This is a genomic window from Rufibacter psychrotolerans (assembly GCF_016924645.1).
GTDB lineage: Bacteria > Bacteroidota > Bacteroidia > Cytophagales > Hymenobacteraceae > Nibribacter > Nibribacter psychrotolerans.
In genome coordinates this window covers 22,020-35,521 of record NZ_JAFFJV010000020.1, presented here as the reverse complement: position 1 = coordinate 35,521, position 13,502 = coordinate 22,020, and the positions used below count along the sequence as shown (strand labels likewise).

12 protein-coding genes are annotated in these 13,502 nt (G+C 56.8%); 7 read left to right on the top strand and 5 right to left on the bottom strand.

Annotated elements, in window-relative coordinates:
- Positions 1 to 95 precede the first annotated feature (95 nt).
- Positions 96 to 1,523, bottom strand: a complete 1,428-nt coding sequence (locus JT718_RS17210; RefSeq protein ID WP_205504028.1) for an APC family permease — start codon at positions 1,521 to 1,523, stop codon at positions 96 to 98.
- Between the two features lie 379 nt (positions 1,524 to 1,902).
- On the opposite strand from JT718_RS17210, the gene JT718_RS17205 reads away from it, so the two are divergent.
- The 4 genes from JT718_RS17205 (at position 1,903) to JT718_RS17190 (ending at position 4,923) form a co-directional block, all read left to right on the top strand.
- Positions 1,903 to 2,268: a hypothetical protein gene (locus JT718_RS17205; RefSeq protein WP_205504027.1), complete on the top strand. Its 366-nt coding sequence runs from the start codon at positions 1,903 to 1,905 to the stop codon at positions 2,266 to 2,268.
- Between the two features lie 283 nt (positions 2,269 to 2,551).
- Positions 2,552 to 3,241: a MotA/TolQ/ExbB proton channel family protein gene (locus JT718_RS17200; protein ID WP_205504026.1), complete on the top strand. Its 690-nt coding sequence runs from the start codon at positions 2,552 to 2,554 to the stop codon at positions 3,239 to 3,241.
- Positions 3,222 to 3,620, top strand: coding sequence for an ExbD/TolR family protein (locus JT718_RS17195; protein ID WP_205504025.1), 399 nt, complete (start codon positions 3,222 to 3,224; stop codon positions 3,618 to 3,620). Before JT718_RS17200 ends, JT718_RS17195 begins: the two co-directional genes overlap by 20 nt.
- A 28-nt stretch (positions 3,621 to 3,648) precedes the next feature.
- Positions 3,649 to 4,923, top strand: a complete 1,275-nt coding sequence (locus JT718_RS17190) for a NupC/NupG family nucleoside CNT transporter (RefSeq protein WP_205504024.1) — start codon at positions 3,649 to 3,651, stop codon at positions 4,921 to 4,923.
- A gap of 171 nt (positions 4,924 to 5,094) precedes the next feature.
- Here JT718_RS17190 and JT718_RS17185 read toward each other — a convergent pair whose 3' ends face one another.
- Positions 5,095 to 6,741, bottom strand: a complete 1,647-nt coding sequence (locus JT718_RS17185) for a peptide MFS transporter (protein WP_205504023.1) — start codon at positions 6,739 to 6,741, stop codon at positions 5,095 to 5,097.
- 20 nt (positions 6,742 to 6,761) lie between these two features.
- Here JT718_RS17185 and JT718_RS17180 point away from each other — a divergent pair, with 20 nt between their 5' ends.
- On the top strand, positions 6,762 to 7,055 hold the full coding sequence (locus JT718_RS17180) for a hypothetical protein (protein ID WP_205504022.1): 294 nt from the start codon (positions 6,762 to 6,764) through the stop codon (positions 7,053 to 7,055).
- Positions 7,056 to 7,075: 20 nt separating this feature from the next.
- Here the strand turns inward: JT718_RS17180 and JT718_RS17175 are convergent, their stop codons facing one another.
- The gene (locus JT718_RS17175; protein WP_205504021.1) at positions 7,076 to 7,693 is read right to left on the bottom strand and encodes a NifU family protein; all 618 of its coding nucleotides are present in this window, start codon (positions 7,691 to 7,693) and stop codon (positions 7,076 to 7,078) included.
- A 211-nt stretch (positions 7,694 to 7,904) separates the two neighbouring features.
- Here JT718_RS17175 and JT718_RS17170 point away from each other — a divergent pair, with 211 nt between their 5' ends.
- Positions 7,905 to 9,281, top strand: a complete 1,377-nt coding sequence (locus JT718_RS17170; protein WP_205504020.1) for a sodium:proton antiporter — start codon at positions 7,905 to 7,907, stop codon at positions 9,279 to 9,281.
- A gap of 671 nt (positions 9,282 to 9,952) precedes the next feature.
- Here the strand turns inward: JT718_RS17170 and aroC are convergent.
- The gene (aroC, locus tag JT718_RS17165) at positions 9,953 to 11,035 is read right to left on the bottom strand and encodes a chorismate synthase (protein ID WP_205504019.1); all 1,083 of its coding nucleotides are present in this window, start codon (positions 11,033 to 11,035) and stop codon (positions 9,953 to 9,955) included.
- Entirely contained in the window at positions 11,032 to 12,468 is a 1,437-nt protein-coding gene (locus tag JT718_RS17160) for a BatD family protein (RefSeq protein ID WP_205504018.1), read from the bottom strand. The genes aroC and JT718_RS17160 overlap by 4 nt, the downstream gene beginning before the upstream one ends.
- A 270-nt stretch (positions 12,469 to 12,738) precedes the next feature.
- Here JT718_RS17160 and JT718_RS17155 point away from each other — a divergent pair, with 270 nt between their 5' ends.
- Entirely contained in the window at positions 12,739 to 13,497 is a 759-nt protein-coding gene (locus JT718_RS17155) for a ferritin-like domain-containing protein (protein ID WP_205504017.1), read from the top strand.
- Positions 13,498 to 13,502 lie beyond the last annotated feature (5 nt).

Sequence of the window (13,502 nt, the reverse complement as noted above, 5' to 3'; positions counted from 1 at the left end):
AGAAACAGGCCCGAAACAGGGTGCCGGCTTTTGAGGGAAGTTTTCTTAGTATTAGCCTGTGCGTTTTCTGTTGCCTCCAAGGCTTTGCCCGCCTGTTACGCCTTTACCGCTTCTTCCTCTTCGGGGGCTTTTACGGGGGTGTTCTTTTTCAGGAACCACCAGTACATGGGTACCCCCGTGAGCATGAGCACCATGCCTATGCCCGCTTCGCGGGGCCGTACTATGATGGTATTGAAGAACAGGGCCACGCAGAAAAGCACCATAATGGCGGGCACCACCGGGTAGCCCCAGGCTTTGTACGGTCGGTGGGCATCGGGCATCTTGCGCCGCAGGATAAAAACGCCCAGCGTGGTGGCCCCATAGTAAATGAACACCGCAAAAATGATCATGTCGGTGAGCTGGTCAAAGGTGCCCGACAGCACCAGCACGCAGGCCCACACGCATTGGAACCGCAACGATTGGCCGGGCACCTGCGCCTGGTTCAGGTCCGCGGCCCTGCGGAAGAAGAGTCCTTCGCGCGCCATGGCAAAGTAGGTGCGGCAGCTGGCCAGGATGGTGGCGTTGGTACAGCCCAGGGTGGTCACCAGGATCAGGACCGAGATGAAGAATCCGCCACCGGCGCCCCAGAAGCTTTTCACGGCCTCAATGGCCGCAATCTGGTTCCCGGCCTGGTAAACGGCTTCCAGGTCCTGGATGGGCAGCAGCGCCAGGTAGGTGGCATTCACCAGCAGGTAAATGGCAATGACCGTGAACACCCCAATGGTAATGCCCTTTGGAATGTTGCGCTTGGCATCTTTGATCTCGCCGCCCACAAACCCCACGGACGCCCAGCCCTGGTAGGCCCAGAACGCCGATAGCATGGCGGCAAAAATGGCGCTGAACGTGACCGGTGTATTGGGGGCGGTTTGCAGGTCAAAGCTCCGGCCCAGGTCTGCCTGACCGCTGCCCAGCCCGAAAACCACAATCAGCCCAATCCCGATGAACACCAGCAGGAGGATCGCACTGCTCAGGCCGGCCCCGGCCCGCATGCCCCGGCTGTTGAGCCAGGTAAGAAAGATAATGAGCAGAATGGCCGTCAGTTTCACGTTAAAATCGGCAAACGGGTAGAAAACGCCCGCCAGGCTCACATCGGCCCAGGCACTGAGCAGCGGCGGCACCTCTGCCAGGCTGTGCAACGACTGAGCGAACACGTACGCCAGCGAGGAGATGGCCGCCGTTTGAATGACGGTGAAAAGCGACCACCCGTAGATAAAGGCAAAGAAGCGGTTGTAGATGCGCTTGTAGTACGCGTACTCGCCCCCGGTATCGGCCAGCAGGCCGGCCACCTCGGCGTTGCTCAGGGCCCCGAACAGGGTAATGATACCGCCCAGGAGCCAGCACACCAACACCCACCCGGGCGAATGCAGCTCGGCAGCCATGGGGGCCACTTTCTTGTACACACCAGACCCAATGATGTTTCCTATCACCATTACCACCACCAGGCGTAGGCCTAGGGAGCGGTGCAGTTGCTTTGTTTCGCCCATTTTGTTCTTATGAAATATGGATTAATCTGGTAAAAATCAGGGAGAATTCCTACTGCTGGTAGCGTAGTTTTCCAGCCGAACTGCCGCCGGCAGGTACCCTTGGCGGCCTGGTCCGTTTTGTATGGTTGGCACCTGGGCCCGGCCGTTCCCTCTCCCGCGCAACCTCAGCAGAGGCTGCTCATCTGGTCTGTTTTGGGGCTGTTTCAGGCAAAACTCCCTAAAAACCGCTTTGCTTTTATGCGGGCAAGCCGGGACATACAGGTGTAAGCGGCGCCCCGCCCTTGGGGTCCGGTTATGGGCTCGTAACTTCCTCGTTCTTAAAGAAACATAAATGCCGGGAGGCTTCTTTGGCGGAAGGAATTATTAGTATTTTTGTAGCATGAAACTCCGCAAAGCCACCAACTCGTCGCTTGCCGCATGGGCCACCATGTTGGCGATGGCGTTGCTGCTGGCTTTTTCGGTTGGTTTCTCCCCTTCCTTGAAGGCTCCCTCGGCCAAACCCCTACACCCGGAGCAGGCTTCGGTAGCGGAGGAAACAGGGGCCATTCCCTTCACGCTCACGGCCAGTGGGCCTCTGGAGAACCCTGCCAGTATTGTGCATGAGGCAGATTTCTCGCTGCTGCCGTTTGTCTTTGCCTGTATGGCCCTGCTGTTGTACCCGCCGGTGCGGGTAAAGTGGCCGCGCCTTGGCTTTTTGCCCTATAAGGTTTTTGACCTTTTCAGGATTATCCCCAACGCTCCCTAGCCTTTCATCCCCCTTCTTCTCTCGTTCCCGGATGGTGCCTGCTCTCGCTTGCGCCGCCCCAGACAAGCTGCTGCGCTTTTGAGCCGTTTTGCCAGAAACAGGCCCAAAACGCTCTTTGCCTGCGCGCCCGCGTGTGTGGCGCCATCTGTGATACACCTCCTTTTTCCTGGTACGGCACTAAACGGTGTGTTCCAGCCCCCCCCGTGCGTTCCCCCGCTTTCTTAAACCGGGCGGCTCATGCTGCCCCAGATCTAGCCATTCTCTTAAAACATTAAGAACCTGTATGTTCCTTTTATCACCCTTAGCCCAGGTACCCGCCACTGAGCCGGTAGCTGCCGGCCTCTCCCTGTTTGACTTATTGCTGAAAGGGGGCTTTGTAATGGCTCCCATCCTGCTGCTCTCGCTGGCGGCCTTCTATTTTTTTGTGGAACGCCTGCTCTACCTCAGAACGGCCGGCAAAACCGACCAGGCCTTTCTGCGGAACATTGAGCACCACGTGCAGCAGGGCCGCGTTCAGGAGGCCATGGCGCTTTGCCAGGTGGCGGGCACGCCCGTGGCGCGCCTGCTGGAAAAAGGCCTGAGCCGCATTGGCTCTTCCACCCGAGACATTGAAAGCGCTATTGAAAACACCGCCCACGTAGAAGTGTACGGCATGGAAAAGAACATGGGCTACCTCTCGGTCATTGCCGCCATTGCCCCCATGATGGGCTTACTGGGCACCGTTACCGGCATGATCAAGGCCTTCTACCACATTTCGCTGGCAGACAACATCAGCATTGGCATTATTGCCGGGGGTATCTACGAGAAGATGATTACCTCTGCCGCCGGTCTGGTGGTGGGCATGCTGGCCTACGTGTTCTATACGCTGCTGCACGCCCAGGTGGAGAAAACCGTGAACAAGCTGGAGGTGGTGTCCATTCATTTCATGGATTTACTCTTTAAAGTACCGCAGTATGAACTTCAGGAAAACTAAGCGCCACGGCGCCGTGGTGGAAGCAGCCTCCCTGTCAGACATCCTGTTCTTCCTGATGCTGTTCTTTCTGATCATCTCCACCCTGGCCAGCCCCACAGCCATTAAACTGCTGCTGCCCCAGGCCCGGCACACCCAGAACATACCCAAGCAGATCCTGAACGTGACCGTGAACGCCCACCTCAACTACTTCATTGAGAAAGAGCCGGTCTCTTTTGAGGGGCTGGAGCGCCACCTGGCCCGGGTGGGCAGCGAGGTCAACAAGCCATCGGTCGTGCTGCGGATAGACCGCACCATTCAGGTGAACGACCTGGTCAAGGTGGTGGATATTGTCAACAAGAACAAACTCCAGATGGTCATCGCCACAGAGAAAACCAACTAAATCTCTTTCTATACCCTTTATTTCTTTTATGAACCGTTTTACCGGCCTGATTGGCATTGCGCTGATCCTGGGCATTGCTTTCCTGCTTTCCAACAACCGCAAGGCCATTAACCTGCGCCTGGTCTCCGTAGGGCTTCTGCTACAGGTGGGGCTTGCGTTCTTTATCCTGAAAGTGCCCTTTGGCCAGATGATCTTTGAGCGACTGGGTTATTTTATCACCAAAATCCTGAACTTCTCAGACCGGGGCGCCGAGTTTGTATTTGGCGCGCTGGTGAACAAAGAGAAAATGGACCGCGCCTTTGGCGTGGGCAATGACGTGATTTTCTTCTTCAAGATTGTGCCCACCATCATCTTTGTAGCCGTGCTGGTGAGCATTGCCTACCATGTGGGCCTCATGCAGCGCGTTGTGTCGGTGGTGGCCCGGGGCGTGCACAAACTCATGGGCGTGAGCGGTAGTGAGGCGGTGTCAAACGTGGCCAGCGTGTTTGTGGGCCAGGTAGAGGCCCAAATCATGATCAAGCCCTACCTGGGCACCATGACCAACTCAGAGTTGCTGGCCTCCATGGCGGGCAGCATGGCCTGTATTGCCGGGGGCGTGATGGCCGTGTACATTGCCTTGGGCGTGCCCGCCGAGTACCTGATCGCGGCCAGCCTCATGGCGGCCCCAGGGGCTCTGGTGATCTCCAAGATTGTGTTCCCCGAGACCGAGGTGTCTGAAACCAAGGGCAAAGTGGGCATTGAGGTGAAGAAGCAGGACGCCAACCTGGTAGACGCCATCTCACACGGCGCCTCAGACGGACTGCGAGTGGGCCTGAACGTGGTGGCCATGCTGGTAGGCTTTATTGCGCTGGTGGCCCTGGCCGACTATTTCCTGGGCTTTGTGGGCACGTTCCTGGCCGGTTTGGGCCTGTCATTGGACGCCATTGGCATTCCGCTGGAGCACCTGAGCCTGAAAAGCATTCTGGGCAGCGTATTTTCCCTGTTTGCCTGGGCCATGGGCGTACCGGCCAAGGACATCTTCGCGGCGGGCTCGCTCATGGGCACCAAGATGGTGATCAATGAGTTTGTGGCCTACCTGGACCTGACCGCCATGAAAGCCAACCTGCACCCTAAAACCCTGGTAATTACCTCCTTTGCGCTGTGCGGCTTCGCTAATTTCAGCTCTATTGCCATTCAGGTGGGCGGCATTGGCCAGCTGGTCCCCGAGCGCCGGAAAGACCTGGCCGCCCTGGGCGTAAAAGCCCTGATCTGCGGCACTCTGGCCTCTTATTTATCGGCCTCACTGGCGGGTATTCTGCTGTAGCAGGGAATTGGTAAGGACCTGCCCTTTTTCCTTACGTTCTTTCTACCACGGCACCCTTTGGGATGGCCGTAAACTAAATCGCCTCTTTGGTTTCTTTCTTGTCTGTACCAGCAACTGCAGGTCAACAAGGTGAAAACCAAAGAGGCGACTTTGTTTTGGGATACCGGCCCGCTAAGCTGCCGGCTTCTCCATGATGCGGCGTAGCCACTTCAGCATGAGCAACAGCACCAGGGCGGCGGACACGGTTACCGCGAAGTTCACCCAGAAGAAGTAAGACTTGTCATCGTACTTGTCCCACAGGCTGGCCAGGATACCCGATAACTTGTTCCCGATGGAGGTTGCAATGAACCAGCCTCCCATTAGGAGAGCAGTAAGGCGCGGCGGGCTCACTTTTGACACCAGAGACAAGCCCATGGGGCTCAGGCAAAGCTCGCCCAGGGTGACCACAAAATAGGTACCCACCAGCCACATGCTGGAAACCTTGTCCTGGCCGTTACCGCCTGCCCAAACAGCTCCCACCATCACCAGGGTGGAAAGGCCCGTGATAAAGAGCCCCAGGGCCATCTTGCCCGGGGTGCTGGGTTCCTTGCCACGCCGGCGCATAAAGCCCCAGAAGGCCACCACCAAGGGCGTAAGAGTAATCACGAAGAACGGGTTGATGGACTGGAAGAGCTCGGTGGAGATGAGGGAGAGAGAGTCGCCTTCCTGGGGCCACTCTTCGCGGTCCAGGTTGTTCAAGTAGGGCTCTACGCCTTCTTTGGTGATGACTTTGCCCTCGGCATCGGTGCGGGTGCGGAAAGCGGCGTCAAAGTCAGGGACGGTAGTTGGGGTGGCGTCTACCTTCTGCACCATGCCCAGGGATTCGGCCGGTTTTTCCAGCCACTCAGGCAAGCCGCGGTCGGTGTAGTACTCGGCCCAGGTGGTAAGGGCGGTGCCATTCTGCTTGAACACGCCCCAGAACACAATTACCACCGCAAAGATGGAAAGCAGGGCGGCAATGGGCTTCTTGTCCTCGGCCGAGGCCCGGGCCCAAAGGCTTACGTAGAACAGCAGGATGGGAATAGAACCAAAAATAAAGGCATCGGTAGAGTCAGACCCGAACACGTCGCCGGGAATGAGCACCCAGCTCAGGATACCCACCACCACGGCGGGCACAATCACCAGGCCAAACACCCTCCAGAGCGGCATGTCGTGCGGTTGGGCCGGCTTGCGGATGTCATACGCTTTGTGGGTTTTGTTACCGGCCCAGAAGATGATGAGGCCAATGAACATGCCCACGCCCGCCGCCAGGAACGCGAAGCCCCAGCCGTAGGTGTTGCGCAGGTAGGCGGCCACAAAGTTGCAGATAAAGGCCCCCACGTTAATGCCCATGTAGAAGATGTTGTACCCGGCATCTTTCTGCGGAAGGTACTGCGGCTCTGAGTACAGGTTGCCCAGCAGGGTGGAGATGTTGGCCTTGAAGAAACCGTTCCCGATGATGATGAGTGCCATGGACAGGAAGAAGAACGTCTCGCCGGGCACCGCCAGGCCGCAGTAGCCCAGCCCCATCAGCACGCCGCCAATGGTGATGGACAGACGGTAACCCAGTAACCTATCGGCCAACAGGCCCCCAATGAAAGGGGTTAAGAACACAAGGGCAATGAAGGTGCCGTAGATATCAGAGGCTTGGTCTTTGGGCATGGCCAACCCGCCGCTTTGGGTATCAATCATGTACAGAAAGAATATCCCAATCATGAGGTAATAGCCGAAGCGTTCCCACATTTCGGCTAAAAAGAGGTAATACAACCCTTTAGGGTGCTTGGAACCAGATGCTGACATTGTAGAAGATTTAGTCAGCTTTGAAAGTAAGAAAAACTGACGATAAAGTTGAAACAGCTGAAAAGTTTGTAATAAAAGCTTGCCATAGTTCTACAAAGAAGCGAGCCCCGCAACGGGCGCAAATCCTGCCGCTCCGGATGCCGCCAGTTGTCGACAAATCTCTGTTTCAGGCCTGTTTTCAGGAATTTGGGCCAGAAACAGCCCTCATCGCAGAGCAGGTACTGTATGTAGCTGGCCTGGTGCCGCTGGTGCCAACCTGGTCCCGCTCCTTAGAGACAAAAAAGCCCCGGCAAGAGGGCTTGCCGGGGCTTTAAGGTTGCGTATGTTTAAGGGCTTACAGGACTACTCCCTCGGCCACTACTTCTTGTACTTCAGGCACCATGCGCTTGAGCAGGTTCTCAATACCGGCTTTCAGGGTAACGGTGGCAGAGGGGCAGCCGCTGCACGAGCCCTGCAGGTTCACGGTTACCACGCCTTCTTTGTACGAGCGGAAGGTAATGTTTCCGCCGTCTTGCTCTACCGCCGGGCGCACGTAGTTCTCCAGCAGGTCAATCACTTTCTGTGAGATCTCTGAGTCTTCGGCAGAAAGATCAGCGGGAACCTCGGCAGCGGCCGATGCGGCGCTGTTGGTTACCGGATTGCCTATGAAAATAGGCCCACCTGCTTCCACGTACGATTTGATAAAGGTTCTGAGCTCTGGGATAAGGTGCGCCCACTGCACCGGAGAGTTCTTGGTGATGGTCACAAAGTTGCTCGCGATGAACACCCTTGACACATAGTCAAAATTGAACAGTTCCTGGGCGAACGGAGAGTCCACCGCACTTTCCACGGTTGGGTAATCCACACTTCCGCCTTCGCCCAACAGGGTTGAGTTCAGGACAAACTTCATTGACTCCGGGTTAGGGTTGGCCTCGGCGTACACAGATACCGGCTTGGTTGTATTATCAGTCATGGTTCTCTTCTATTTATAGTAAAAACTTACGGTCAGGAGTTTAAGTTTCCAAAATTAGCGAGAAATTCTCATACCTGATAGTTACTTTATTGCTACCGCCTTTCTGCGTTTTGGGCCTGGTTTGCCAAAACCGGCCCTAAAACGCCCCCGCTTTTCAGCAGAAACCGTAACTTTACCCCTCTATCCAGATTGTTCACTTAACCACGCCCCTATGCTCAACGCCACCCTGCTCCTGGCTGCCACCCCGCCAGACGTGCCTGGTTTCCTGATTACTCCTTTTGCCCTGCTCATTGGCTTGATTGCCACCGGACCTATTTTCTTCCCCCACTTCTGGCACAAACACTACAAAACCATTGCCGTGAGTCTGGGGCTGCTGGTGCTGGCCTACTACCTTTTTGTGCTGCATGACCACCACCTGCCCGCCGAGACCCTGGCGGAGTACGCCTCGTTCGCCATTTTGCTGAGCTCGCTCTACATTGCTGCCGGGGGCATCTACATCAACGCCAATGCCAACGCTACGCCCCTTATCAACGTGGGCATTATGCTGTTTGGGGCCGTGATTGCCAACGTGATTGGAACCACCGGGGCCTCGCTCCTACTCATCAGGCCCTTTATCAGGCTGAACAACCACCGCATCAAGCCTTACCAGATTGTCTTCTTTATTTTCATTGTGAGCAATGCCGGCGGTTTGCTGACGCCCTTGGGCGACCCTCCCCTGTTCATCGGGTTCCTGAAGGGAGTGCCGTTCTTCTGGACCCTGCAGCACCTGTTCACCCCTTGGGCGATCGCGGTGAGCCTGCTGTGCCTTATCTTCTACATTCTGGATAGCCGCAACAAACCGAGCTTTACCCCTAAGGCCGAGGTACAAGCCAAGATTGAGGCCAAAACCGAGTTCTTCTTCACCGGCAAGCGCAACCTCCTTTGGCTGGTGGTGATCATTGGCGCCACGTTCCTGAACCCTGCCACCTATGAATGGCTGCCTTATATTCCTATGGAAGGCGGCATTAAGGTGTCATTTGTGCGGGAGTTGGTGCAGTTAACGGCCGCTTTGCTTTGCTTTAAGTTTGCCAGCCGCACGGCCCTCAACGGAAACCACTTTTCGTTTGACCCCATCCTAGAAGTGGTGTTCCTGTTCTTCGGAATTTTCTTCACCATGATGCCTGCCCTGCAACTGTCCGCCGAACTGGCCTCTTCCCCTGAGTTCGCGGCCAAGCTTACCCCCACGGTGTTTTACTGGGTAACCGGCTCCCTCTCGGGTGTGCTGGACAACGCGCCTACCTACGCCAACTTCCTGTCGCTGGGCATGGCCAAATACCACATGAACTACGCCGACACCGCCCAGGTGCAGCAGTTCGCCTACGGCCTGGGCCAATCGCCAGAAACCCTGCTGGTGCTAGAGGCCATCTCCATTGGCGCCGTGCTCTTCGGGGCGATGACCTACATTGGCAACGGCCCTAACTTCATGGTAAAGGCCATTGCCGAGCAGGCCGGCATTAAAATGCCACCGTTCTTCCAGTATGTCTTCAAATACTCCCTGGTGTACCTGCTCCCGGTCTTAGCGCTGGTCTGGGCCCTGGTGATCCTGTAAGGTAATTTTCCAGAGAACGCAGAAGGTGTTTAGGGGCTGTTTTTCAGAAAACGGCTCCTAAACACCTTCTGCGTTTTTGGTGATAGTTCTATGTAAAAGCTCCTAATCCTTTGGTACAGGTTAGCGCTGGTTTCTGCCTCTTCTTGCCAAGGATTTTGACACGGCAGTTACAAACTGCCCACCTAGTAGGTCCAAGTCACATACTTGAACCATAGGAAATATCTTTAATATTACCAATGGCGCGGATTTACTTCCGTGCCTTTCTACTTCCAAGAGGAGCAGGTTAGGCACGGAAGTAAATCCGCGCCATAGAGAATAATGTAGGGGTCAATTACAGATTGATTAGCAACTCAGCTGCTATACAACGCAACAGCTGGAAGATCCCGATTCCAGTCTTTGGCTCGAGCGCCTCGCTTGTGGCCCTAGAAGACCAGAAACAAAGAGCAGACAGCAAGCATGGGCCGCAAGGGCAGTGCGAGGGGCAAAGACGAGGCCCCGCGGCCGTGAGCGCACCAAGCAACCTATGCAACAGCCCAGCCTATAAGCCCATAGACCAGCGGCACCCCGCCAGCAAAAACCCCAAATCAACAACGGCAAACCAGAAGAGAACAGGAAGATTGCCCTAATACATTTCGGGCCTGTTTTCCAGAAAACAGGCCCGAAACACACTTCTAATCTACTCTATTCGTGCGTTGCCGCAACACAAAATCAGCGAGCACCAAGGCCGCCATGGCATCCACAATAGGCACCGCCCTCGGCAGCACGCAGGGATCATGCCGGCCCTTGCCCTGCAGCGTGATTTCCTGGCCGCTTTGGTCAATGCTGGTCTGCGGCTGCAGAATGGTAGCCACTGGTTTAAAGGCTACCTTAAAGTAAATATCCTGCCCGTTGGAAATGCCGCCCTGGATACCGCCAGAGTGGTTGGTGCGGGTTTTCACCTGGCCGGCCTCATCGGTGTAAAAGACATCATTGTGCTGCGAGCCGTACATGCTCACCCCCTCAAAGCCACTGCCGTACTCAAAGCCTTTCACGGCGTTGATGCTCAGCATGGCCTTGCCCAACTCGGCGTGCAGTTTGTCAAAAACCGGCTCGCCTAAGCCGGCGGGCACGCCTTTGATCACGCAGGAAACCACGCCGCCAATGGTATCCAGCTTGTCGCGGGTTTCTTCAATGAGCTGGATCATGGCCTGGGCGGTCTCGGGGTGCGGACAGCGCACAATGGTGTTGTCTACCTGCTCCAGGTCCAGCTGGCTGTAATCGGCTGGTGCATGAATGGGCCCCACCTGCGACACGTAGGCTGTGATTTTGATGCCCTGCAGGGCCAAAAACTTCTGGGCCAAAACGCCGGCCGCCACGCGGGCCAGGGTCTCGCGGGCCGAACTTCTGCCTCCGCCTCTATGGTCGCGGGAGCCGTATTTGGCGGTATAGGTGTAGTCTGCGTGTGAGGGGCGGTAAGCGTTCTCTATGTGTGAGTAGTCATGGCTGGCCTGGTCCTTGTTGAAGACCGCCAAGGCGATGGGCGTGCCCTGTGTGTGGCCGTTAAAGATGCCAGACAGGATCTGCACCTGGTCTTTCTCGTCGCGGGGTGTGGTGATCTTGGATTGGCCGGGGCGGCGGCGGTCCAGGGCGGCCTGAATTTCCTCTACGGTGATGGGCAGTCCGGCGGGGCAGCCGTCAATGATTACGCCAACGGCCGTACCGTGCGATTCCCCAAAGGTGGTGATCCGGAAAATGGATCCGTATGTGTTACTCATTTCCTTCTTAGTATGAAAATAACCAAAGCACCGCCCAGCAGCACGCCCAGCACCACGTTAGTGTAGAGGCGAATCTCCCTGAACTGGTCCAGGCTGATGAGCTCATTGCTTTCTGTTTCGGCAATATTGTAAAATTCGCCCACATCTTGCGCCCTGATGAAACTATTTTGGTCTTCCTGCCCCCGCACGCGCACGGTAAAACGGGGCCGCAGGGTGTCATAGCGGGCGGTCACCGGGTTAAAGTACACCCACTGAAACAGCTCGCCCAGCGGGAACGAACCAACCTGACGGCCCACAATGAAGTACCGGAACGTCTTGCTGCCGGTCATGCGGCCTTCGGTCACCTCCAGCGTCTGCCTGATCTCGGGGGAATAAATCTCCATCTCACTGGATACCCCAAGGTTCTGCGGCGTGGGCAGGGTCCTGATGTTTCCCTCGCCCACAATCCTGAGCAGGTACACCAGGTTCTGGTTCAGGGTAATGCTGCTGCGCGACAACTGCTCCTCCAGCCTGAACTGCCCCACGGCCACCTGGTCGCGCAGGGGGTGCGGCGGCAGACTGCGCACGGTCACCTCCCTGGCTTGGGTGGTGTAGGTCTTGTACTCCGGCAGGCGGTTCTGGGCAACCATAGAGGGATTCTTGGCGATCTTGTATTTGATCATTTTTAGCCCCACTGCCGGAAAGCGGAGCGGCTGCGCGGTGATGGGGAACAACACCGCCGAGTAGAGCTTGTACCGGGTAAAAGCCTTCTCCCCGATCATGATTTTCTCAGGCAGGATCTCTTCTTGCTGCACCACTTCTTCCAGCGTGCTCCGCTGTTTGAGCTGCCGTACAATGGTCACTATCTGGCCGTTGAACTCATAAAAGTCCAGCAGGCCCAGGTCGGTGTCGGCTACGTAGAACCAGAGCGAAACGGGTACGGCCTCGCCGGCATACACCCGGGTTTTAGGCACGTGCAGCGTGAGAAAGGCATTTTCCTTCACCTCCACAAACTCGGGGGCCGCGGGCGGACCGGTGGCCGGCACCGGAACACTATCGGCCGGGGTGGCTTGCCCCGGAGGTGCGGTGGCGCCCACCCGCACTTTCACGCCGGGGCCCTGCACAGGTTTGCCGTCTACAGTGAGCGTGAAGGGCTTTACGGTGATCTCACCTTCGCGCAGGGGCGCGTACTGCTGGGTAAGCGTGTACACCTTAGACACTTTCTTGCCCCGGGTTATGGTGGTGGTAAACGACTTCTGGGTGCTTTTCTGCAGGCCCTCTATCTCCGGAAATCCCTCTACCTTGGCCGGACGAGTGTTGGGCGACTTTAACGAAATAGTGAAATACTGGTCAATAGGGATGGCGGTGGCCCCATACTCTATGGAGTGTTCCTGCGCGTGGCCCAGAACAGCCCAGCCCAGCATCCACAGCAAGAGAACAACCGCTTTTTTCATCTATTTTCTTAAAAAAGGCCCTAAAACCGCCTTTCTGTTTTTCTTCAAAAGTACGAATAACCTGCCAAGCCCCCTACTGCCCCGGCAACCAAAGCCAGATTGGGGCAAAAGAAATACAAATTTCTCTTTTTTTCACCGGCCCGAAATCCAGTCGGCCGGGGGCCGTCGTAGGTCTCGCTGATTCCGCTCCCCCACCGGCTGGCGGAACACGGAGTACCGGGTGCACTGCGCGCCAAAAGAAGCACATGTTTCACCTTTAAACCTAAAACGATGGCCAAACTACCAACTTCAGTCCCTGAGCAAGAGGTACTGCAGGGACTGAAGAATCCCTTGAACCGCCGCTCCTTTCTCCGCTACACCGGCGCAGGCCTGGCCGCCTCGGCTATTCTGCTGGCCGGCTGCGACGATGACGATGACTCTACTGTGGGCAACAACATGACCGAGGGCGTGAACCTGGGGTCCGGCGACGTGGGCATCCTGAACTACGCCTATGCCCTGGAACAGCTGGAAGCCGCCTTTTACACCGCGGTGGTAGCCCTGCCCAATTTTTCTACCCTATTCACCAGTGCCACGGAACGCCAGGTCCTCACCGACATCCGGAACCACGAGGTGGCCCACCGCGAGTTCTTCAAGGCCGCCATCACCGCCGCCGCCCCTACCCAGATCATCCCGGGCTTAACTCCCAACCTGCCCGCCAGCGCCCTGGTCAGCCGGGCCTCTATCCTGGCTACCGCCAAGACCTTTGAGGACTTGGGCGTGGCCGCCTACAACGGGGCCGGCAAACTGCTCACCAGTGCCGCCTTCCTGGGCATTGCCGGCAAAATTGTTTCGGTGGAGGCGCGCCATGCCGCCGAGATCAGGGACATGATTGAGAACGGCACCTTCGCCAGCGGCCCGGCCGGCATTACCGGCGGCAATATAGTAGACGCCAACGGCCTGGATGTTGCCCTCACGCCAACCCAGGTCCTGATGGCGGCCCAGCCCTTTGTCAAAGAAACCCTGAACGGAAGCAACCTGCCCACCACCTAACCCAC